Source organism: Pectobacterium punjabense, from assembly GCF_012427845.1.
GTDB classification, from domain to species: Bacteria; Pseudomonadota; Gammaproteobacteria; order Enterobacterales; family Enterobacteriaceae; genus Pectobacterium; species Pectobacterium punjabense.
In genome coordinates this window covers 1,916,472-1,937,391 of sequence record NZ_CP038498.1, presented here as the reverse complement: position 1 = coordinate 1,937,391, position 20,920 = coordinate 1,916,472, and the positions used below count along the sequence as shown (strand labels likewise).

The 20,920-nt window shown below is 48.7% G+C and carries 22 protein-coding genes and 1 tRNA gene; 15 read left to right on the top strand and 8 right to left on the bottom strand.

Annotated elements, in window-relative coordinates:
- Positions 1–4: 4 nt before the first annotated feature.
- Positions 5–289, top strand: a complete 285-nt coding sequence (gene rplY, locus E2566_RS08715; RefSeq protein WP_005967246.1) for a 50S ribosomal protein L25 — start codon at positions 5–7, stop codon at positions 287–289.
- 100 nt (positions 290–389) lie between these two features.
- A complete protein-coding gene (locus E2566_RS08710; RefSeq protein WP_107170057.1) occupies positions 390–1,538 on the top strand; it encodes an acetyltransferase domain-containing protein in 1,149 nt (382 codons plus the stop codon).
- A 74-nt stretch (positions 1,539–1,612) separates the two neighbouring features.
- On the opposite strand, the gene yejK is transcribed toward E2566_RS08710, so the two are convergent.
- Complete coding sequence (gene yejK / locus E2566_RS08705) at positions 1,613–2,623, bottom strand: nucleoid-associated protein YejK (protein ID WP_107170056.1); 1,011 nt, start codon at positions 2,621–2,623, stop codon at positions 1,613–1,615.
- A 218-nt stretch (positions 2,624–2,841) separates the two neighbouring features.
- On the opposite strand from yejK, the gene E2566_RS08700 reads away from it, so the two are divergent.
- The 4 genes from E2566_RS08700 (at position 2,842) to E2566_RS08685 (ending at position 5,656) form a co-directional block, all read left to right on the top strand.
- Positions 2,842–3,072, top strand: coding sequence for a YejL family protein (locus E2566_RS08700; RefSeq protein WP_005967239.1), 231 nt, complete (start codon positions 2,842–2,844; stop codon positions 3,070–3,072).
- Positions 3,073–3,086: 14 nt separating this feature from the next.
- Positions 3,087–4,835 carry an LPS biosynthesis-modulating metalloenzyme YejM gene (gene yejM, locus E2566_RS08695; RefSeq protein WP_107170055.1) on the top strand — a complete coding sequence of 583 codons (1,749 nt, stop codon included), beginning with the start codon at positions 3,087–3,089 and terminating at the stop codon, positions 4,833–4,835.
- Between the two features lie 78 nt (positions 4,836–4,913).
- Positions 4,914–4,990 (top strand) — tRNA-Pro (locus E2566_RS08690).
- 150 nt (positions 4,991–5,140) lie between these two features.
- On the top strand, positions 5,141–5,656 hold the full coding sequence (locus tag E2566_RS08685) for an integrase arm-type DNA-binding domain-containing protein (protein ID WP_107170054.1): 516 nt from the start codon (positions 5,141–5,143) through the stop codon (positions 5,654–5,656).
- Between the two features lie 3 nt (positions 5,657–5,659).
- Here the strand turns inward: E2566_RS08685 and E2566_RS08680 are convergent.
- Positions 5,660–6,825 (bottom strand): IS3 family transposase gene (locus E2566_RS08680; protein WP_107171070.1). Its coding sequence is split into 2 segments (ribosomal slippage): positions 5,660–6,579 and positions 6,579–6,825, totalling 1,167 coding nucleotides; the frame shifts between segments, so codons are not numbered across the junction.
- A 256-nt stretch (positions 6,826–7,081) separates the two neighbouring features.
- On the opposite strand from E2566_RS08680, the gene E2566_RS08675 reads away from it, so the two are divergent.
- The 3 genes from E2566_RS08675 (at position 7,082) to E2566_RS08665 (ending at position 8,893) form a co-directional block, all read left to right on the top strand.
- The gene (locus E2566_RS08675; RefSeq protein ID WP_107167982.1) at positions 7,082–7,327 is read left to right on the top strand and encodes a YmjA family protein; all 246 of its coding nucleotides are present in this window, start codon (positions 7,082–7,084) and stop codon (positions 7,325–7,327) included.
- A 249-nt stretch (positions 7,328–7,576) separates the two neighbouring features.
- A complete protein-coding gene (locus E2566_RS08670) occupies positions 7,577–8,116 on the top strand; it encodes a DUF2058 domain-containing protein (protein ID WP_107167981.1) in 540 nt (179 codons plus the stop codon).
- Between the two features lie 294 nt (positions 8,117–8,410).
- Positions 8,411–8,893 (top strand): cold-shock protein, encoded by a 483-nt coding sequence (locus tag E2566_RS08665; protein WP_107167980.1) that lies wholly within the window; start codon positions 8,411–8,413, stop codon positions 8,891–8,893.
- Positions 8,894–9,133: 240 nt separating this feature from the next.
- Here the strand turns inward: E2566_RS08665 and E2566_RS08660 are convergent, their stop codons facing one another.
- Both E2566_RS08660 and E2566_RS08655 read right to left on the bottom strand, forming a co-directional pair.
- Positions 9,134–9,463, bottom strand: a complete 330-nt coding sequence (locus tag E2566_RS08660; protein WP_107167979.1) for a DHCW motif cupin fold protein — start codon at positions 9,461–9,463, stop codon at positions 9,134–9,136.
- A 58-nt stretch (positions 9,464–9,521) separates the two neighbouring features.
- On the bottom strand, positions 9,522–10,058 hold the full coding sequence (locus E2566_RS08655) for a rhodanese family protein (protein ID WP_107167978.1): 537 nt from the start codon (positions 10,056–10,058) through the stop codon (positions 9,522–9,524).
- Between the two features lie 374 nt (positions 10,059–10,432).
- Here E2566_RS08655 and E2566_RS08650 point away from each other — a divergent pair, with 374 nt between their 5' ends.
- Complete coding sequence (locus E2566_RS08650; protein WP_107167977.1) at positions 10,433–11,836, top strand: EmmdR/YeeO family multidrug/toxin efflux MATE transporter; 1,404 nt, start codon at positions 10,433–10,435, stop codon at positions 11,834–11,836.
- Positions 11,837–11,879: 43 nt separating this feature from the next.
- Here E2566_RS08650 and E2566_RS08645 read toward each other — a convergent pair whose 3' ends face one another.
- Both E2566_RS08645 and ompX read right to left on the bottom strand, forming a co-directional pair.
- A complete protein-coding gene (locus tag E2566_RS08645; protein ID WP_107167976.1) occupies positions 11,880–13,049 on the bottom strand; it encodes an MFS transporter in 1,170 nt (389 codons plus the stop codon).
- Positions 13,050–13,314: 265 nt separating this feature from the next.
- Positions 13,315–13,830, bottom strand: a complete 516-nt coding sequence (gene ompX, locus E2566_RS08640) for an outer membrane protein OmpX (RefSeq protein WP_107167975.1) — start codon at positions 13,828–13,830, stop codon at positions 13,315–13,317.
- Positions 13,831–14,207: 377 nt separating this feature from the next.
- Here ompX and rhtA point away from each other — a divergent pair, with 377 nt between their 5' ends.
- A complete protein-coding gene (gene rhtA, locus E2566_RS08635) occupies positions 14,208–15,089 on the top strand; it encodes a threonine/homoserine exporter RhtA (RefSeq protein WP_107167974.1) in 882 nt (293 codons plus the stop codon).
- On the opposite strand, the gene E2566_RS08630 is transcribed toward rhtA, so the two are convergent.
- Entirely contained in the window at positions 15,086–15,637 is a 552-nt protein-coding gene (locus tag E2566_RS08630; RefSeq protein ID WP_107167973.1) for an AAA family ATPase, read from the bottom strand. The genes rhtA and E2566_RS08630 overlap by 4 nt on opposite strands.
- A 312-nt stretch (positions 15,638–15,949) precedes the next feature.
- Here E2566_RS08630 and dps point away from each other — a divergent pair, with 312 nt between their 5' ends.
- The 4 genes from dps (at position 15,950) to glnQ (ending at position 19,002) form a co-directional block, all read left to right on the top strand.
- Positions 15,950–16,453, top strand: coding sequence for a DNA starvation/stationary phase protection protein Dps (gene dps, locus E2566_RS08625; protein WP_107167972.1), 504 nt, complete (start codon positions 15,950–15,952; stop codon positions 16,451–16,453).
- 397 nt (positions 16,454–16,850) lie between these two features.
- Complete coding sequence (gene glnH, locus E2566_RS08620; RefSeq protein ID WP_107167971.1) at positions 16,851–17,597, top strand: glutamine ABC transporter substrate-binding protein GlnH; 747 nt, start codon at positions 16,851–16,853, stop codon at positions 17,595–17,597.
- Between the two features lie 26 nt (positions 17,598–17,623).
- On the top strand, positions 17,624–18,283 hold the full coding sequence (gene glnP / locus E2566_RS08615; RefSeq protein ID WP_107167970.1) for a glutamine ABC transporter permease GlnP: 660 nt from the start codon (positions 17,624–17,626) through the stop codon (positions 18,281–18,283).
- Positions 18,280–19,002 (top strand): glutamine ABC transporter ATP-binding protein GlnQ, encoded by a 723-nt coding sequence (gene glnQ, locus E2566_RS08610; protein ID WP_107167969.1) that lies wholly within the window; start codon positions 18,280–18,282, stop codon positions 19,000–19,002. Before glnP ends, glnQ begins: the two co-directional genes overlap by 4 nt.
- 39 nt (positions 19,003–19,041) lie before the next feature.
- Here glnQ and E2566_RS08605 read toward each other — a convergent pair whose 3' ends face one another.
- Positions 19,042–20,910 (bottom strand): M3 family metallopeptidase, encoded by a 1,869-nt coding sequence (locus E2566_RS08605; protein ID WP_107167968.1) that lies wholly within the window; start codon positions 20,908–20,910, stop codon positions 19,042–19,044.
- Positions 20,911–20,920: the final 10 nt, after the last annotated feature.

Below are 20,920 nucleotides of genomic sequence, written 5' to 3'. Positions count from 1 at the left end.
GAAAATGATTACTATCAAAGCAGAAGCACGTCAAGGTCAGGGTAAGGGTGCGAGCCGCCGCCTGCGTTCCGCTGGTAAATTCCCAGCCATCGTTTACGGTGGTTCAGAAGCACCAGTATCTATCGAACTGGATCACGACTCAGTGAAAAACCAAGAAGTTAAAGATGGCTTCTACGGTGAAACACTGATCCTGTCTATCGATGGCAAAGAAGTGCAAGTTAAAGTTCAGGCTGTACAACGTCACGTTTACAAGCCTAAACTGACTCATATCGACTTCGTTCGCGTTTAGTTTGCGCTGAAGTCGTTTTCCGGGACGCCGGAAAAAGAAGAACGCCGCTTATGCGGCGTTTTTTTTATAAAAATTTATTCATTCACAAAGGAATGTGAACATGTCTCGAGAGATATCTCAGCGGCTTATCGCTATCGATGCCCTGCGCGGTCTGGTGATGGTACTCATGCTACTAGACCATGTGCGGGAAACCTTTTATCTGCACCTCCAGCTCGCCGACCCTATTGATGTCACCAGCACCGATCCCATGCTATTTATCAACCGCACGCTGGCTCACCTATGCGCCCCCGTGTTTGTCTTTTTAACTGGCCTTTCAGCGGCGCTTTATCATCAGAAAGGACAAGATCGTCGGCAAACGGCCCTCTTTCTGTTCCAGCGCGGCTTAATTCTGATTGTTCTTGAGATCACGCTAATCAATTTCGCATGGACGTTTCAATTCCCGCCACAGGTTATCTACTTACAGGTTATCTGGGCCATTGGCATGAGCATGCTTGCCCTCAGCGCGCTGATTTGGTTACCTGCCGGGCTGGTTTTCATGCTCGGCATCGTTATCGTGGGCGGACATAACCTACTTGACCCTTTGCATGCTTCCGCAGGCTCCATGTGGTCAATTCCCTGGGCGATTCTGCACGATCGCGGTTGGATAGAAATCGGCGAAACATTGCGTATGCGAACCTCATATCCAATACTCCCCTGGATTGGCGTCATTTCGCTTGGCTACGCGGCTGGCGCGCTATACCGGAAAGATGTCTTTCCGCTTCAGCGCCAAAAAGCCCTGCTCGTTCTGGCAGGCATCACACTAACGCTGTTCTTCGTGCTGCGCAGCATCAATCTGTACGGCGATAAACCTTGGCAACAGGGTGAAACCATCGCGCAGACACTGATGAGCTATTTCAACATCACGAAATATCCACCGTCGCTGCTGTTCCTCTGCCTGACGCTCGCTATTGGATTGTGCCTGCTTGCGGTGTTTGAACGTCAGCAGCAAAAGCGTTGGCTTGTTATGTTAGCAAGCTTCGGCGCGGCGCCGATGTTTTTCTACCTACTGCATCTGTATGTTTTAAAAGGTATGTATTTAACCGCGTTAGCAATCTGGGGGAAAAATCAGGGGGCGTGGTTCGGCTTTTCCGCCGTCTGGCAACTGTGGGCGTGTACTCTGCTGTTGATGGCCGTGCTGTTTTCACCCGTTCGGGCGTTTGCACGCTTGAAAGCCCGTCGCAGAGACATCCGCTGGCTGAAATATTTCTAACTGTTATTGTTATCCGTTGCTGCCCCTTTCTTATGACGATAAGAAAGGGGCAGCGCCGTCTTTTGACGCTATTTCTACGACTTACCGCCACTCGTTCGGCGCTGTAATTGATCGCGCAGATTCGGCGGTGTGCCTTTAATCGTCAACGTATCCGTCGCGGGGTCCCAGAAAATCCGCTCGCCGAGTAGTAACGCATCAAAATTCAGGCTAATACCGCCGCCGCTGCCCGCAAATTTAGTCAATTGGCGCAGCGTTCCACGATCGGCAGGGAAGCTCTCTTCCAACTCATACCCCTGATCGGCTGAAAACTGCTGAAAGGTTTTCTCACCCAGCGGTGGCAATTCCTGCGACAGCGACGCCAGCTCGATCTCCTCGCCGGACTGTAACTGTTCATTGCAGTAGCTATACACCTGCTGTCGATAATTCTGGCGCTCGTTTTTATCTAACTGGGCTTCTTCACAATACTCATCCACTGCTTTCAGCAAGCCACGGTTTTGTGCTTTGGTGTCCAGCCCTTCTGACGCGGCCAGAAAATCCATGAAGAAGTCAGATACTTTGCGCCCAACGCGACCTTTGAGGAACGTCAAATAGCGTGTCGATTCTGGATTGGTTTCCCATTCTGTCAAATCGATACGCGCAACGATATCAGCATGATTGATATCCAGATAATGCGTGGTACTGATATCCAACTGTTCATTAACCCGCATGCTGTTGCAGCTATTAAGCACCGATATCAATAAATATTCGACCGCCAGATAACGATACTGACAGAACAGCACGATACCGCCTTCAGCAAACGGATACTTCGCCAGTTCGTCACGCAACCGCCCTGTCGCAGCGCGTGAGAAGCTCAAAAAGTCCTCATCCCCTTTGCGACAAGCGCGAAGCGCATCCGCCAGCTCGCTCTGCTCATTAAACAGCCCGTAGGCCTTACTCTTGGCGCTGTAAACACGATGCAGTTCCGCCATCATTTCTTCGACTGCCGCGTTAGTCGACAGCAGGGAATCACGCAACACCATTTCCAGCGTTTGTTCGTCGCGTTTAATTAGTTGATGCAGGGCAATCTGGGCGATATCCAGACTCATGATAAACTCTCCTTTTAGCAAGGCGCGTATTCAAACATTGATACGAGCAGGCCGCAATACATAAAGCTGCCGTCACATCTGTACGCGCTAAGCGTCTACACTCGTTGTTATTGGTGGAATCACGTCAGTGATAAAAATGCATTAATGATAAAAGTGCGGAAAAGCATAAGCCTATACGGTAAGATAAGCGACTTTACCTGCTTGAGATACGCCATTTTATGCCACAATCATCCCGTTATAGTGACGAACACGTTGAACAACTGCTCTCTGAGATGGTCAATGTTCTGGAAAAGCACCACGCCCCGACCGATCTTGCTTTGATGGTGCTCGGTAACATGGTGACGAACCTGATTAACACCAGCATCGCGCCAGCGCAACGTCAGGTTCTGGCGCGTTCTTTCGCTGAAGCCCTACAGGCTTCGATTAAAAAAGCCGATAAAGCTCACTAAGTTTTGACCAACGTATGGTAACCAACCGTCAGCGCTACCGCGAAAAAGTCTCCCAGATGATCAGTTGGGGACACTGGTTCGCCTTATTCAACATTTTGCTCACCTTGGGGCTGGGTAGCCGCTACCTGTTTGTTGCCGATTGGCCGATCTCCCTGTTCGGCCGAATTTATGCGCTGGTTAGCTGGCTCGGTCATTTTAGTTTTATCGTCTTTGCCGCCTATCTGCTGATCATCTTCCCGCTCACGTTTATTGTGATGTCGCAGCGCCTGCTGCGGTTCCTGTCTGCGGCGCTGGCAACGGCTGGGCTAACAATACTGTTAGTCGATGTTGAGGTTTTTACCCGTTTTCATCTGCATCTTAACAGCACCGTTTGGGAACTCGTCGTCAACCCAGGACAGGGGGAAATTGCACGCGACTGGCAGTGGATGTTTATCGGCATTCCATTGATCTTCATGGCAGAGATGCTATTTGGCACCTGGTGTTGGCAAAAATTACGCAGTCTGAATCGCCGTCATTTTGGCAAGCCGCTGGCGGGCGTTTTCATCTCGGCGTTCTTCGCGTCGCACCTGATGTATATCTGGGCCGACGCAAATTTCTATCGCCCGATTACCATGCAGCGCGCCAATCTACCGCTATCTTATCCGATGACGGCACGACGGTTTCTGGAAAAACATGGCCTGTTGGATGCGCAGGAATACCAGCGTCGACTGTCACAGCAGGGTAATCCTGAGGCGATAACGGTCGAGTATCCACTCAATAGCATCACCTTCCGCGATAGCGGCAGTGGCTATAACCTGCTGATGGTGATGATCGACGATACGCAGCCTGACGCGATACAAAGCCGTATGCCGAACCTGTCGCGTTTCGCCTCAGAAAATGTGCGCTTCAGCGATCATTATGATTCAGGTTCTCAACCAGATGCCGCCTTGTTTAATCTATTTTACGGCCTTTCAACGACCTATATGGATGGCGTCCTGAGTGCTCGGAAACCTTCCGCGTTAATCGCTGCATTAAGCCAGCAGGGCTATCAGTTTGGGCTATTTTCATCGAACGGCTTCAACAGCCCGCTCTATCGCCAAGCGCTGCTTTCTGATTTCTCCTTGCCCGCGCCACAGCAACAAAGTGGCGACGCCATCATCACGCAATGGCAAGAATGGCTCAATCTCGATAATAATCCAGCACCGTGGTTCTCTTATGTTGAGTTGAGCAGCGTCCCACAACACGCTTCCAGCAAAGATGTAGATCCAAGCAACCGGATAAATATTCAGGATGTTGACCGTCAGATTGGTCAAATCATTCGCACTTTGCAGGAAAAGAACATTCTGGATAACACCGTCATCATCGTGACAACCGCACAAAACCAGAATGCCAATACCAGCAACGCAACCCGTTTCGCACGTACACAATGGCAAACGCCGCTTATTGTTCACTGGCCGAATACGCCTGCGCAGACCATTACGAAAATGACGGACAACAAAGACGTCATGACTACGCTCATGCAGCGTCTACTCCATGTTAAAAACAACACGGATGATTATTCACAAGGCGAAGACCTATTTTCTGCCCAACGACGCTATCCGTGGTTGATTAACGGCAACGGCGGCACGCTACTGATCACGACGCCGGAACAGATCATCGTGTTGGAAAGCAACGGCAACTACCGGGCTTACGACATGGCGGGAAATCGGCTGAATGATGAAAAACCGCAGCTTGCTCTGCTCTTGCAGGTACTAACGAACGAAAGGCGCTTTATTGCTAACTAACTGCTTAAATCTAAAGCAGTCGTTCCATCTGACTATTGCAATAAAGTCAGGAAAATGTAGTATAAATGCCCATAGCATCGGCACGTAGCGCAGCCTGGTAGCGCACCGTCATGGGGTGTCGGGGGTCGGAGGTTCAAATCCTCTCGTGCCGACCAAATTTCCCCCAACGTTTTGTCTACTGAAGTCCAGTAGGTTGATAAGCATTTGATAATCCACACTTTTTAGGCATAGATATAGGCATACGACGCAACATGTAGCCTAAACTCTATGCCTAAACAGCTTTGCGGATTTGATTGGAGAGCGATATGGCACGTCAGACAAAGCCCCTGAACAATACTGAGGTCAAAAGCGCCAAGGCAACTGACCGTGCCATCACCCTCTACGATGGAGACGGTTTAGAATTACAGGTCACTCCGAGCGGTTCAAAACTCTGGCGTTTTCGCTACTACAAACCCTTCACTCGCAAACGTGCAATGATTAGCCTTGGCTCTTACCCTTCGGTATCTCTTGCCGAAGCGCGTAAGCTCCGCGAAGATGCACGACTGCTTCTTAGCAAAGACGTTGATCCGCAGGAGCATAAGCAAGCAGAGCAATCACGGAAAAAAAATGCTACAGAAAACACATTTGAAAAAGTTGCTGCCGAATGGTTTAAAACTAAAGAATCAGCAGGTTTGGCAACACATACGTTGAACGATATCTGGCGATCCATGAGCAAGTATGTGTTCCCACACATTGGCTCTATGCCTATTGCTAACATCACGGCTCAACGATTTATTGGAGCGTTAGAGCCCACTCATGCCGCTGGCAGGCTTGAGATGTAGTGGTCAACAAAAACTGGCCACCGTGTTAGAGTTTTTCCAGTATCGGTTTTCCGATTCGTTTGGGGGCAACCCACCGTTATAGTCATGCGGCCTGAGTGAGCTGTAATATCCCACGATGTAGTCCGTGATAGCGTGAGCGGCTTCGCTGAAGTTCATATAGCCCATTACGGGTATCCACTCATTTTTCAGGCTTCTAAAGAACCGTTCCATCGGACTGTTATCCCAGCAGTTCCCGCGTCGGCTCATGCTCTGTTTGATCCGATAGCGCCACAGCAACTGCCGGAACTGCCTGCTTGTATAATGACTACCCTGATCACTATGGAACATGACACCCGCAGGTTTGTCTCGGGTTTCCCAAGCCATATCGAGTGCCTTAGACGTGAGCTTACTGTCGGGTGAGAATGACATTGCCCAACCCACCGGCTTTCTGGCAAACAGATCGAGAACAACAGCAAGGTAAGCCCAACGCTTGCCTGTCCAGATATAGGTCACATCGCCGCACCATACCTGATTGGGTTCTGTCACTGCGAACTGACGATCAAGATAATTTGGGACGGCAACATGCTCCTGACCTCCTCGCTTATACCTGTGCGCGGGTTGCTGGCAACTGACAAGTCCCAACTCTTTCATCAACTGACGAGCCAGCCAGCGTCCCATTCGGAAGCCCTTAAGTGTAGCCATGGTTGCGATACTTCTTGCTCCTGCGGAGCCATGGCTGGCGCAGTGCAGTTCCTGAACCAGACTGCGACAATGTATCCGGTGGGCATCCGGTTCGATTGGTCGTGCTTTCCAGTATTTGTAACTGCTGCGATGAACCCCGAACACATGACAAAGTGTTGCCACGGGATAACGCGTCTTGAGTTTCCCGATTAACGAGAATTGTTCAGGGAGTCTGACATCAAGAGCGCGGTAGCCTTTTTTAATATTTCGTTTTCCATTTCAATACGTTGTAGTTTTTTCTTTAACTCACGTATCTCAATCTGTTCAGGTGTAATGGGTGACGCTTTTGGTGATTTACCTTGCCGTTCTTCTCGTAACTGTCTGACCCAGCGCGTCATAGTCGACAGGCCAACATTCATGGCATTGGCGGCGTCAATAACAGTGTAATTTTGGTCGAGAACCAACTGAGCAGATTCACGCTTAAATTCGGGGCTGAAACGTCTTCTCATTGTGTCACCTGTGTTGTTATGAGATGAAGAATATCACCTCTTATCAGGTGGCCAAATTCATTAAACCACTACACATGAAGCAGCCCGTTGGCAACACCAATACGGTAGAACAGTAACTACTGGGCATTCTTTTCTTTGGCTGGCGACAGTAGGCAATTCGCGCCACTGGAATTACTCTCATGGAATAAGAATGATATTATCAAGACCAGACAATGCTGACCGCAAATGGCATAGGCGTTAACCCCGAGGACTACTGATGAACAATGAAATACCACTTAAATATTATGACATCGCGGATGAATATTCGACAGAATCTGCGGAGCCAGTGAGCGAGTCAGAACGTGAATCTCTGGCACGCTATTTCCAGTTGCTGATCACCCGCTTAATGAATAACGAAGAAATCAGCGAGGATGCTCAGAGAGAGATGGCCAGTGAAGCTGGCATCGACGGGCGACGTATTGATGAGATAGCGATGTTTCTGAATCAATGGGGCAATGAGTAGTTTTTAAAAGAGTACAACGTAGCGATGTTCTGATCGTATCTTACCTGTAGCCCCCAAAATCCAGGCACTGCTCACGGACGGATAGTGCCCAACGCTGAATGTTGTATCCCATCCTGAAGTCAGTTCACGCCAACCGCTGATAGCCCCCACCAAACTCAAGCAATACGCTCATCAGTTCCTGCCATCTGGTACAGCCTCAAAAATTACAGGTATAATCCCACTCATTATTCAACTGGTTTAGAAACGAAGATGACAAAACTCACCTTACAAGAGCAGATGCTAAAAGCTGGATTAGTCACCAGCAAAAAAATGGCCAAAGTCCAAAGAACAGCTAAAAAATCACGAGTTCAGGCTCGTGAGGCAAGAGAGGCTGTAGAAGAAAATAAAAAAGCACAACTTGAGCGTGATAAACAGCTAAGCGAACAACAAAAACAAGCGACGTTATCTAAAGAGTATAAAGCTCAGGTTAAGCAGCTTATTGAAATGAATAGAATCATCATGTCAAAAGGCGATATTGGCTTTAATTTCACAGATAATAATTTAATTAAAAAAATAGATGTGGATAAGCTGACTCAAGCTCAGTTGATTAGCGGTCGTCTCGCCATCGCACGTTTGGTTCTCGATAGCAGTGGTGAAAGTGAATACGCTATTATCCCCGCGATTGTAGCCGATAAAATTATGCAACGAGATGCAGACAGCATTGTATTGAATAGTGCGCTTAGTCAGGAAGAACAAGACGAAGAAGATCCCTATGCCGATTTTAAAGTGCCCGATGATTTAATGTGGTAATCAACGTCTTACAAATACTTAGGAATGGAAAGTCCCTCAGGGCTTTTCATTCAGATGTTATGTTTCGTCAGCCAATGAAAAGCGCAGGGTTATCCTAGCTAGTCACCAGCACGGTTAGCGTTTCCGCCACTGTTGAATGCAGCGTTTTACTCTCCATCGCTTATATCGTCACCATCCCCTCGCCTATCAGAAATTTATCGTCCAGACTTAAATCAAAGGCGTAGTCTGCGCAGGAAATGTGTTTTACACTGCGCGCTGTAAAAATTGAGTAGATAAACGATTAAGTAGGCGGCAATGGCGATGAACGGAACGATCACAACCTGGTTTAAAGATAAAGGTTTTGGATTTATCAAAGATGAAAACGGTGATAACCGTTATTTTCATGTGATTAAAGTCGCCAACCCTGATCTGATTAAAAAAGATGCGGCGGTGACCTTCGAGCCCACCACGAATAACAAGGGCCTATCAGCGTATGCTGTGAAAGTTGTGCCGGAAAGTAAATACATCTATATCGCGGGCGAGCGTTTAAAGCTCACGTCGCTTAAGTCTTTCGTGGTTTACAGCGAAGAAGTGCCTGCCGATACCCGTATTGATAAAGACAATGTGGTGCTGTCTGTGGGAGTACTGATGAATAGCATCAGACCGAAATCAAGCGCTAAACCTGGTGAAATGCGCTCGCTAAAAAAACTGGCGATCACCACTTTCCAGGGAACGACGTTAATCTTCTCGGAAGATGAGATAGATGTAGATGCCACGGTGAAACAGCTCAAAATGTGAAATAATTAAGACTGTTCCTGTGCCGAAATCCTGCTCCATTATTCATAAGCAAGATTTCGGCATCGCTAACTGACTTCAGTACGCCGTGATATGCCGTTCTTTCACAAATTCCGCCAGCAATCAAAGCACTCCACGAGTCAGTCCACTGAATTATTTCGCCACGTTGTGCATCATGCTAGTTCGATTGAATGATGAAACAACAGCACAATCTCTCTGCGCAGCACCACGTAGCCCATGACATCAATCCACAACGAACAGCTTAGCGCCAGTTTCGGTGTAGGAACGATGCGCTTCCGCGTTATCTGCGACCTGATAGCTCATTCCAGGTTTGAGAACAAAAACACGACCATCATCTAATTCCGTATGAAGTTCGCCTTCAAGGCAAAGCAGGACATGTCCTTTTGAGCACCAGTGATCGGCCAGATAGCCGGGCGTGTATTCGACAATACGGACGCGGATATTATCAAAATGCTGTGTCCGCCAATATGCGATCCCCGACTCTCCCTTATGCTCAGTCGGTTCTATTTGTGACCAATCAGTTGTACCAAACGGAATGTTCTTCATATCCATATTACTGCCCCTATTCTTTAACGTCGTTAGTTAACACTCCGCTTACTATCCCGGCAAATCAGCGTTTGGCTGCTCGGTTCCACGGCATTTTCATTAACAACTTTGCCATACCGCAAAAGCCAGTAACTCCTGCAAACAGCAACCCCGCCCCCACAAATCCAGAGAGCAGAAAGAAAGCACTGTTTACGCTGTAACCCAGTAATACACCACTCAGAATCAGTACGCCAGCGGCGATTTGAACCTGCCTCATGAGTTCAATCGGCTGTTTATCATTGATTTCTGTTGGAAAACCCGCCTTTTTCCATGCAGTCATTCCACCATTGAGTAAAAAAGCCGTCGCCGGGAACACGGACTGCATAAGAATCTCAGCATTCTGTTCTGAACGCATTCCAGACAAACAATGGAAAATAACAACCCTTCCTTCTCTGTCATTATCAGGAAGAACATCCCCGGTAGAGGAATTCAGCGGATGTAACCTCGCCTGTGCGATGTGCTCGCGGGCGTACTCTTCCGGCTGGCGAATATCAATGAGTATCGCCCCTTCATCTAACAATTTGCGGGCCTGGATGGGTGAGATAGCAAGTGGCGTTGGCATGATCGTGATCCTCTTTTGAGCTGCTGAAACCCGTCATAATGCAACCGTTCAACGTGGCGTTAAGCCGACAAGGAAGGCGATATCGCTGATGATCTGCGTCTCACCTTTAGTTTAGATAAAACTAATTAAGTAAACTCTAAATTAAATAATGGGCACGTGCAACAACTTTCCATGCTGGGAAAGCAATCCAGGCTGGACATCGATTTGGCGGCTGATACTCTGTAAATAGAAACGCTATTTTAAAAACAGCCATGCTGCCGCGATCGCACAAAATAGAGAAATGCGCCGTACAAAAATGGTGCTATTTGCGAGCCATTCTATGGCTTTGTTTACCTTGCTGACTGGGAAACTTGAGATATCTCCAAGACCGTTTCATGAAAAAATTAAAAGATACAGACTGGTATAAAAAGCGTTACTCCAACCGCGTTCTCTTCTGGAGAGAAATTTCACCGCTCGCCTTCCCCATTTTTATTGAAGGTCTCTGCGTCGTGTTGATGGGGGTTTTCAGTACGTTCCTGGTCAGTTGGCTGGGGAAAGAAGCCATGGCGGCCGTCGGTCTGGCTGACAGCTTCAATATGGTCATCATCGCCTTCTTTACCGCCGTCGCGTTGGGGACCGCCGTTGTTGTCGCTTTCAGCCTGGGACAGCGCAATAGAAAGCAAGCACGCTCAGCCGCTCGCCAATCGATGTCATTGCTGGTTCTTTCATCATTTCTGTTGGTCGCGCTGGTTGAATTCGCCGGTTCCACGATTATCGACTTGATTGCTGGGCAAGCCGATGAACAGGTTAAAGCACTGGCCCTCACGTTCCTTCGCTGGACAGTGTGGGGATATCCCGCCGTCGCTGTCGCGCTAGTCGGCTGCGGCGCGCTCCGTGGCGCGGGCAATACCAAGTTGCCGATGGTCATTAATATTGGGATGAATATTCTTAATATTGCCATCAGTAGTCTGCTGATTTACGGCGCATTCTCCTGGGATGGCCTCGGTTTTATCGGTGCAGGCATCGGGATTACCATTTCACGCTATATCGGGGCGATACTCGTGATTCTGACGCTGATGCACGGCTTTAACGGTGCGTTGCGCATTCCCTTCAGGTCTTATTTTGCACCTTTTACCGTGTCGATTCTCTATGAAGTGCTCAGTATCGGGATTCCAGCCAGCATCGAATCCGTGATGTTTAACATCGGCAAATTGATCACACAGCGCTTTGTAGCAGGCATGGGAACCGAAGTCATTGCCGGAAACTTTATTGCTTTCTCCATCTCGACGTTGATTAACCTGCCCGGTAATTCGCTCGGCGCCGCTGCCACGATCATCGTTGGTACGCGGCTGGGAAAAGGCCAGATCATGCAGTCTACCCGCCAGCTAAAACATATTTTCTGGTTATCCAATATTGGGCTATGTGTTCTTGCCGTACTGTCGGTCCCCAGCGCCAGCTTCTTGGCGTCGTTTTATACCAATGAGCCGGAAGTGATCGAAGTGGCAAAACACCTCCTGTGGCTCAACGCGCTGTTTATGCCAATCTGGGCGGCATCGTGGGTATTACCTGCCGGGCTAAAAGGCGCAAAAGATGCCAGCTACACCATGTGGGTAGCAATGGCAGGCATGTGGGGATGTCGAGTCATCGCGGGATATATACTCGGCGTAATGCTCGGCTTTGGCGTGATCGGCGTGTGGATGGGGATGTTCTTTGACTGGATTGTACGTGGGTTCTTCTATTATCGCCGGCTAATGAGTGGCCGCTGGCTATGGCGCTATCGCTCCCCGGCAGACTCATGACAGCGAGCGGGGAAATCCGCTCGCGTACAACAAAGTAACGTACTTAGCGACCTGAGTTTTTAAGCGGAGCAAAGCGGGTCGCCATGATAATCAGTATGACCACACCAACCGTCATAATCATCCAGGCTTGTTCCAGACCCGCCGTATGCTGACGTATAAACCCGGCGAGCAGCGGCATTAAACTGGCGAGGATATAGCCACCGCCCTGCACAAACCCCATCAGTGAACCGGTTTTATGCGGTTCCGTCACCTGATCCAATGCCACGATGAGTGACAGTGGGAAAAGCGCACCAATCCCAATCCCCAACATGATAATGATGGGGTACGTGAGCGTCAGCGGGGCGACAATCAACCCGACCATCCCCACCAGCATTACAGCCAAAATAGGGAGCAGTAGCTTACGTCGATCGGGAAAACGATTAATAAACGTTGATACCAGCAGACCGGAAATCACTTCCGTCATCGTTAATCCGCCTAACATCAGGCCACTTTGCGTCGCATTGACTCCTAGTTGCATGTAATACGGCGGCAGCCACGCCAGCACCAAAGTATACGCTCCCGTCCCAATACCGAAGAATACCATCAGCAGCCAGTCCATTCCGCTTCGGTGCGTGGCTAAAACGCTCACGGCATCCTGCTTCGTGGTATACGCTTTAGGAATACATTTCCAGGCCACCGTCGCAACCAGCGCAACAACACCCCAGCAGGCCAACGCACTTTGCCAACCCCACGCATTTGCCAGTGGAGAAACCGATGACGCCGCAAATGCCGCACCGGTCATAATCGCCGTGGTATAAAAACCCATAAGAAGGCTGCTATGACGACCGAAATGGAGCTTGATAAACGACGGCACCAGCGCCTGAATTAAGGCAATCCCGATTCCAGCACACGCAGCACTAACCAACAGAGCGATACCACTATTGAGCCACCAGCGAGCGCTACACGCCAGGGCAATGACCACGATACCCAGCGTAATCCCTCTATACTCGCCGAGACGCGCCTGTAATTGCCCGCCATACAACGCGCACCAGCCCATAGCGAACACCGGGAGCGTAGTTAACATCCCGGCCATGCTGTCATCCAGACCCGTTGCAGCCTGAATCTGATTCAGCAACGGGCCAATCCCTGCCAGAACAGGGCGTAAATTCAATCCCAACAGGATAATTGTGAAGAAAAGAAAAGCCCGCGCGCGGGCTGTCGATGTCACTACCATGTATAACCTCAATAGATTGAATAAATCACTGCTGACTGATGATCATTATCTTCACACAAAGAATCTTAACGTCAAGATAAAATCATCTAACAGATGAGCACTACATGCGATCAATATGGGCAAGTGAATAGTGATCGGTAGGAAAGCTACTGACAAAACTCGCACGGGTTTAAACAAAAATCATAAAAAAATCCGCCCTAAAAAGAGCGGATTCTTTTGACACAGCTAACACCAACACTGAGGGTAAAAACCCTACAGGGTTAGATTAGAAGCGGTAACCTACGCCAACAGCCCAAGCACCAACGTCAACATTGCGGATACGGCTTTGTTCGTAGCCAACATCCAGAGCAACGTCTTGGATTGGGTTGAACTGAACACCAGCACCGTAGGTGAAGCCGTAATCGTCATTGCTGCTATTGCCCAGGCCGTTAGTAGCGTTATTCGTTACTTTGCCGTGGCTCAAACCAACAACACCGTACAGGCTTGCCCAGTCATTCAGACGATAAGCAGGACCAGCAGTGAAGCCCATGTATTGGCCTTTGTTGTAGTCACTGCCATCGCTACCATTTTTTTCCAGGTAGGTGAATGAGCTAATAACGCCCAGTGGGTTATTATCTTGCTCATAACGATATTTCAGGTTAAAGCCTTTAACTTTATTTTGTACGCCCTGAGCATCACCTTGAGCATAACCAGCAGTTACGGTACTTTGACCAGCAAATGCAGAACCTGCGCCAACGGCTAATACACAAGCCAGAGCGGAAAGACACGCGATTTTTTTCATATTTACAGCCTCAAATTCATTTTATGAAAGACTAACTAACGCAGTAAATATAACAAAGAAGTGCGGTGCTTGCCGCCCTATAAATATTTATCAATTAGGCTTTAGATGTAACAAATATTGTCAAACAGAAGCTATCACACTAATTATATTGAACTTTTCATTGTGACAGTTAGATTAAAAATAAATTCACCACAGGCTAGTAAAACAGACAATTCTTAATTTCCCGCTCAGTTTGTATGCTAATTGTATTGAATGAAAAAAAACCAGTTAAATGATGCGTAAATAAAGGTCAATAAAAGTCAATTCATACCAGACAAATTGTTTACAATTGGATATGATAGCAACAGAATGTTATACCTGCTTTTAAGGCCAAAAGAATGACCTTATTTCCCCATCGTTCATCATCATTCATCCCTGTATTGCTCATCATTATCTCGATGTTATCGATCCAAAGCGGAGCCGCTCTGGCCAAAAATCTGTTTCCGCTCATCGGTGCCACTGGCGTCACGGCGTTACGTCTGGGAATTGGGACGATCATTCTGTGCATCATTTTTAAACCATGGCGTATGCGCTTCAGTAGTAACCGTCTGCCGCTGTTGATTTATGGCATTACGCTGGGCGGTATGAATTTTCTATTTTATCTCTCGTTGCAAACGGTGCCGCTTGGCATTGCTGTCGCGCTGGAGTTCACCGGCCCACTTGCCGTTGCTATGTTAGCATCACGCCGGCCGATTGATTTTCTATGGGTCTGTCTTGCCGTTGCAGGGCTGTGGTTTTTATTACCGCTGGGTCACAATATCGGAAATGTTGATTTAACAGGTGCCGCCTACGCCATCGGTGCAGGCGCCTGCTGGGCGTTCTATATCCTATTTGGGCAAAAAGCAGGGGCAAATCACGGGCCGGGCACTGTCGCTATTGGCTCCTGTATTGCTGCACTTATCTTTTGCCCTATCGGTGCCTATTATGCGGAAAGCACACTGTTTTCGCTCACGATACTCCCACTCGGCATTGCCGTCGCTATTCTGTCCACTGCGCTGCCCTATTCTCTGGAAATGGTGGCGTTAACGCGCCTACCCGCCAGAACGTTCAGCACTCTAATGAGTATGGAGCCCGCGATTGCCGCCTTATCTGGGATACTCTTCCTCGGCGAACATCTCTCATTGATACAGTGGATGGCGCTGATATTTATTATCATCGCATCACTAGGCGCAACGTTGACAATAAAATCAGCAGAGGTACGAAAAGCAGAGAAAGCTTAAACAGAATGCGTACTTATTTCCTTGGGAAAATGTTGCAGAAACGTCTCACATTCCTGAGGTGAACGCAGAACAATAAAACGGATATGGCGATAGCGAGGGTCAGCTAAATCCGCCAGATAGCGTTTTCGGTTTCTTGAATAGGTTTTTATTGTCCAGAGGATAATCGAATCCCGGCTAAAGAAACTGCGAATAAAGGACTCTTTATTGCCCGTTCCGCCCCAGAGCTCCTCTTTGCGCCATGCCCGAAGATAAGCACGCCGCACCGCTTGAAAAAGCGTGCGGGTAAAACCGTAATCGACCCAAATCACGGCATCAACATTGCGCCATTTAATATCTCGCGTTCGGTTATAGTTGCCATCCAGTACCCAGCTGTCTGGCGCCAGTGCGCTTTCAAGCCGTTGAAAAAAGTCGGCATCTGTTCTTCCTTGCCAGTTGCTCAACCAAAACAACGCATCCATTTCAACGTAGGGTACATCCAACTGCTCAGACAAACGACGAGCGAGCGTAGATTTTCCACTTCCGCTAGTACCAATAAGATTGATTCTCATTTTTCATGACGCCTTTAATAACACATTATATGCCTTAAGAAAAAAAATAGAATAATAACTATTTTCACTTCAGAAGTAATGATATTTATCAATATATGCAATTGTGTTGCAAGGACAATATAAAATATTTCCATCCCTCGCCATTTACACATTATTGGTATCAGATAAATCCTGACTACAAATAACCATAGTATCGCTATGCTATGGCTATTCATTTGATAGGCAATTCTTTTCAATATTAATTTTTATCGCTGTTATAATTAATCACGTTAAACAGTAAGACTATGAATAATTAAAGAGAGGATAACTATTATGTCTACCGCCAAACTCGTGAAATCAGCACCGTCCGAACTGCTTTACACTCGCAATGATTTGGACGATAGCGTGAAAACCTCGACGATCGCACTGTTAAACCAACTGGTTGTTGATTTTATCGACCTGTCGTTGATTACCAAACAGGCACACTGGAACATGCGCGGTGCAAACTTTATCGCCGTTCATGAAATGCTGGACGGCTTCCGCACCTCAATTATTGACCATCAGGATACCATCGCCGAACGCGTCGTGCAGATAGGCGGTGTCGCATTGGGTACTGTGCAAATTGTCGGTAAACAAACTTCGCTGAAGAGCTACCCGACTAATATCCATAGCGTTCAGGATCATCTAAAAGCGCTGGCCGAGCGTTATGCCATTGTCGCGAACAATGTTCGTCGTGCTATTGGTAAAACGGAAGATGAGGCCTCTGCGGACATTCTGACCGCTGCATCACGCGATCTGGATCAGTTTCTGTGGTTTATTGAATCAAATATTGAATAATTTGCGCTATCGTCCCGCAAACGTTCTCAAGGCTGCTAAGGCAGCCTTTTTACTGCCAGCTCAATCTATTCTAGCTCCCTCTTTTGTCATGTAATCCGCACAAACTACGCATTTTATCCGTTAAGACGCTCAAAAAATTAGCTTTTGCCTCCATTAATTGACCAGAACGCCAATCAACGGTTGTTTCCCTCGTATAAATCAGTTAATCATAACAGCGCCTTGCCCAAGCGAATCGGAGATGAAAATTTCACCGCCTGCAAGGTAATAAAATAAAAACAACAGGTTAAGCACAACGCATGATAATTGACCTAATGTTCTAACGGGTGCCACTTTCGTACTATGCTTAAAACGCCTGTAAAACAAAAAGCTCCCACAACTGCTAAATAGGAAGGATTTGATGAAATCACTACTTAAGGCCTCTTTGGCTGCATTGACGCTGATGATGAGCGTATCCAGCTATGCCGCTGAGAAAGAATTGATTGTCGCAACAGACACCGCTTTCGTCCCCTTTGAATTCAAACAAGGCGACAAATACGTCGGTTTTGACATTGACCTCTGGGATGCTATCGCTAAACAGCTCAACCTGAAGTACACCCTGAAGCCAATGGACTTCGGCGGTATTATTCCTGCTCTGCAAACGCGTAACATCGATCTGGCGCTCGCAGGCATTACCATTACCGAAGAGCGTCAAAAAGCAATCGATTTCTCTGACGGTTATTACAACAGCGGCCTGCTGGTGATGGTTAAAGCGGACAACAACGATATCAAAGGTGAGCAGGACTTGGCCGGTAAAGTGGTTGCGGTGAAGAGCGGCACAGGTTCCGTTGATTACGCAAAAGCCAATATCAAAACCAAAGATCTGCGTCAGTTCCCTAACATCGACAACGCTTATATGGAATTGGGCACCAACCGTGCTGACGCTGTGCTGCACGATACGCCAAACATTCTCTACTTCATCAAAACCGCAGGCAACGGCCAGTTTAAAGCGGTAGGTGATTCGATTAAAGCCCAACAATACGGCATCGCGTTCCCGAAAGGCAGCAACGAGCTGCGTGAAAAAGTGAACGGCGCCCTGAAAACACTGCGTGAAAACGGCACTTATGCTGAGATCTACAAGAAGTGGTTTGGCGTAGAACCTAAGTAATTGCCGATTTAATCTGGAGATATTCCATGCAGTTTGACTGGAGTGCCATTTGGCCTTCTCTGCCCCTCCTGATGGAAGGGGCAAAAATGACGCTGTTGATTTCTGTTCTGGGTCTGCTTGGCGGCCTGGTGATTGGCGTGGTCGCGGGTTTTGCCCGCGCCTACGGCGGCTGGTTTTCCAGCCGCATTTCGCTCGTTTTTATTGAAATAATCCGCGGTACCCCGATTGTTGTACAGGTGATGTTTATTTACTTCGCCTTACCGATGATCTTCACGTCCGTGCGAATTGACCCTTTCGCCGCCGCCGTAGTGACCATCATGATTAACTCCGGTGCGTATATCGCAGAAATTACCCGCGGTTCGGTATTATCAATTCATAACGGCTTCCGTGAAGCGGGTTTAGCGCTTGGGCTGTCTCGCCGCGCAACGTTACGGCATGTCATTGCCCCACTCGCGCTACGCCGTATGCTGCCGCCGCTCGGTAATCAGTGGATTATCAGCATTAAAGACACGTCACTGTTTATTGTTATTGGCGTGGCTGAACTCACGCGTTCAGGCCAGGAAATCATCGCGGGCAACTTCCGGGCGCTGGAAATCTGGACTGCGGTTGCCATTATTTACCTGTGTATCACGCTGGTCCTCAGCTTTATTCTGCGTCGTCTGGAAAGAAGACTTAAGATTATATGATTGAATTTAAAAACGTATCCAAACACTTTGGCAAGACACAGGTCTTACACGATATCGATCTCACCATCAATCAGGGTGAAGTTGTGGTTATCATCGGGCCCTCGGGTTCGGGTAAATCCACGCTGCTGCGCTGTATCAATAAGCTGGAAGAGATTACCAGCGGTGAATTGATTGTTGACGGCCTTAAAGTGAACGATCCTCGCGTTGATGAGCGTTTGATCCGTCAGGAAGCCGGGATGGTGTTCCAGCAGTTTTATCTGTTCCCGCATCTTACCGCGTTGGAAAATGTCGCGTTCGGTCCGATCCGAGTGCGTGGCGCAAGTAAAGCTGAGGCTGAGAAACTGGCGCTGGAATTACTGGCGAAAGTAGGTCTATCAGAACGCGCGCATCACTACCCTTCCGAGCTTTCCGGTGGACAACAGCAGCGTGTGGCAATCGCCCGTGCGCTGGCCGTCAAACCGAAACTGATGCTGTTTGATGAGCCGACGTCTGCACTCGATCCAGAGTTGCGTCATGAAGTGCTGACCGTAATGAAAGATCTGGCCGAGGAAGGCATGACGATGGTGATCGTCACCCATGAAGTGGGCTTTGCTCATAAGGTGGCTTCACGCCTGATCTTTATTGATAAAGGCCGTATCGCAGAAGATGGCGACCCGGAAACATTGATTACGAATCCGCCCAGCGACCGACTGCGTGAATTCCTGCAACACGTATCTTGATCAACAAGGGGGCTTTCGCCCCCTTGCTTCTTTTCAGCCTTATCCCTGTAAACGCGGATATTCCCGTTCAATAAACGCAGCAAAATCCTGACACATCTTCTCGTCGCCCTGTACGTTATCCGCCAGCACACGGCTACCATCGACGACTCGAATACAGGCAGACAGATCGAAATCTGCGGCTGGCTGAGGACGACGAGCGGCCTGCGCCATCGTCCCCTGCGCCTGTTGCCAGGCTTCATCGACCGTCAGATTGCAGGCCTGCGCCAGATAAGCGGGATTAAACCCCTCACCCGTCAGGCTACGCAGCGTATCATCATGGCTCACGCTATTACCCGGCAACCAATAGTGCTGCGCCAAATCCGGCCCGATAGCGGAGTTGTCCGTCAAATAGCCGTCGCGTTGCAGGAAGTAGTTCCGCGTCTGTTCTACCGCCATCAGCGCCAGCAGATAGCCTTGGTAAGAGCACGCTGACTCCATAGACAACAAATGCGGGATCGCTAACGTCGGCCGCGGGCTACAGTTGATACCCAGAATACGCAGTTCGGTGTCGCGTGCCAGTTTGGTCATCGCTTCCGGCGTACGCGCCTCGTCATCCCACGAATAGAGCTGCCACTCAAAATACGGCACCAACAGAATGTGTCGCTCATTGAAGGCGCGCATCGGTTGCTGTGTGCTGATATCCGCACGGATCAACTCGTCAGGAATCGTCTCTCCCTGCGCATTCTTTGCATAGCGTTTTAGCCAGTCGGCATCACCCAACAGGCTGTCGCAGAACATGGACTGTGTTTCAGCGTAGGCCATCGACGTTGGTGGAAACTCCTGTGAAAAACAGGGGGCATTTTGCTTAATATTGGCAAAATGCGCGGCATGTCCGCCTTCATGGAACAACGTATTAATACCGCTGGCGCCGCTACCGATTTGATCTGGCTTTGCCAAACTAGTGAAATTAATCCGTGCAGGAGTCCATTTTCCGTCCTGCACAAATGGCGGCACCGGACCGTGCATAAAGCCATTCTCGTATTTGCCTTTACGCACCAGCAAATCAAGCTGCATTTCCGCCCCATTAAACCCGATGTTCAAGCGTTTAAAGCTGTTGATCCAACGTTCCAGTGACGCAGAGAAAGGGAAATAAGGATCGAGTTGGCGCGTTACATCCCCTGAGCTGGCATAGCGAATATTCCACGGTTGCAGCGCATCCTCACCCTTTTCACCCGCCAGATTCTTTAGGCTACGGGCATTCGCTTCGCGAGTCTGCTCTTCAAAAGGATCGAGGATGGCAAACAGTTGCTCCGGCGTCATCCGCTCTGTCTTATTGACCTTATAGTCAAAATAGTTCCGGTAGCCCATCTGACGGGCGAAGCGGTTACGCAGTGAAACCAGCTCAGGGAAACCGTTCTGCAACAGCCACTGTTCGAGGGAACGCAGCGCCTGCTGAGAACTGTGACGATAGGCTTCCGTATCATTGGTCGCCTGATTGGTCAGCAGTTCCCCAAGCGAGGCTGGCACGCGCTCACCCTTGGCATCCAGATGCGTCATCTCATAGGATTTGCGCTTGGCGTATAACACACTTTCAGCGGCAATAATCTCGTCCATCAACGCCTGAGTCTGCGGATCTTCAATCACGTTACAGTCGAAAAACCGATACCAACCTTGTAAACCGTGTAACAACGCCTGCTGTTGTTCATCGCGCGGGCTATTTTCCAACGTGGCAAGATGAACTCTCAATTCAGCCAGACGCTGCGGCTGTGAAATAAAGCGCTTATACGCACTTTCTGCGGCGGAGAAATGCTCAGACACCTCATCGTTGCCCGTTCCCATATACAGTTGCCAAAACAGCTCTTCTTTCGCCTGATGAACCGCAAGATAGTCGCGATTCAAGGCGTTAAAATAGTCCGCTACCTGTTGCATGCTATTCCTT

Bases quoted from the DNA above. Each gene is read 5' to 3' on its own strand.
- rplY (WP_005967246.1), top strand. From the start codon at position 5: ATGATTACTATCAAAGCAGAAGCACGTCAAGGTCAGGGTAAGGGTGCG.
- E2566_RS08710 (WP_107170057.1), top strand. From the start codon at position 390: ATGTCTCGAGAGATATCTCAGCGGCTTATCGCTATCGATGCCCTGCGC.
- yejK (WP_107170056.1), bottom strand. From the start codon at position 2,623: ATGAGTCTGGATATCGCCCAGATTGCCCTGCATCAACTAATTAAACGC.
- E2566_RS08700 (WP_005967239.1), top strand. From the start codon at position 2,842: ATGCCACAATCATCCCGTTATAGTGACGAACACGTTGAACAACTGCTC.
- yejM (WP_107170055.1), top strand. From the start codon at position 3,087: ATGGTAACCAACCGTCAGCGCTACCGCGAAAAAGTCTCCCAGATGATC.
- E2566_RS08685 (WP_107170054.1), top strand. From the start codon at position 5,141: ATGGCACGTCAGACAAAGCCCCTGAACAATACTGAGGTCAAAAGCGCC.
- E2566_RS08675 (WP_107167982.1), top strand. From the start codon at position 7,082: ATGAACAATGAAATACCACTTAAATATTATGACATCGCGGATGAATAT.
- E2566_RS08670 (WP_107167981.1), top strand. From the start codon at position 7,577: ATGACAAAACTCACCTTACAAGAGCAGATGCTAAAAGCTGGATTAGTC.
- E2566_RS08665 (WP_107167980.1), top strand. From the start codon at position 8,411: ATGGCGATGAACGGAACGATCACAACCTGGTTTAAAGATAAAGGTTTT.
- E2566_RS08660 (WP_107167979.1), bottom strand. From the start codon at position 9,463: ATGGATATGAAGAACATTCCGTTTGGTACAACTGATTGGTCACAAATA.
- E2566_RS08655 (WP_107167978.1), bottom strand. From the start codon at position 10,058: ATGCCAACGCCACTTGCTATCTCACCCATCCAGGCCCGCAAATTGTTA.
- E2566_RS08650 (WP_107167977.1), top strand. From the start codon at position 10,433: ATGAAAAAATTAAAAGATACAGACTGGTATAAAAAGCGTTACTCCAAC.
- E2566_RS08645 (WP_107167976.1), bottom strand. From the start codon at position 13,049: ATGGTAGTGACATCGACAGCCCGCGCGCGGGCTTTTCTTTTCTTCACA.
- ompX (WP_107167975.1), bottom strand. From the start codon at position 13,830: ATGAAAAAAATCGCGTGTCTTTCCGCTCTGGCTTGTGTATTAGCCGTT.
- rhtA (WP_107167974.1), top strand. From the start codon at position 14,208: ATGACCTTATTTCCCCATCGTTCATCATCATTCATCCCTGTATTGCTC.
- E2566_RS08630 (WP_107167973.1), bottom strand. From the start codon at position 15,637: ATGAGAATCAATCTTATTGGTACTAGCGGAAGTGGAAAATCTACGCTC.
- dps (WP_107167972.1), top strand. From the start codon at position 15,950: ATGTCTACCGCCAAACTCGTGAAATCAGCACCGTCCGAACTGCTTTAC.
- glnH (WP_107167971.1), top strand. From the start codon at position 16,851: ATGAAATCACTACTTAAGGCCTCTTTGGCTGCATTGACGCTGATGATG.
- glnP (WP_107167970.1), top strand. From the start codon at position 17,624: ATGCAGTTTGACTGGAGTGCCATTTGGCCTTCTCTGCCCCTCCTGATG.
- glnQ (WP_107167969.1), top strand. From the start codon at position 18,280: ATGATTGAATTTAAAAACGTATCCAAACACTTTGGCAAGACACAGGTC.
- E2566_RS08605 (WP_107167968.1), bottom strand. From the start codon at position 20,910: ATGCAACAGGTAGCGGACTATTTTAACGCCTTGAATCGCGACTATCTT.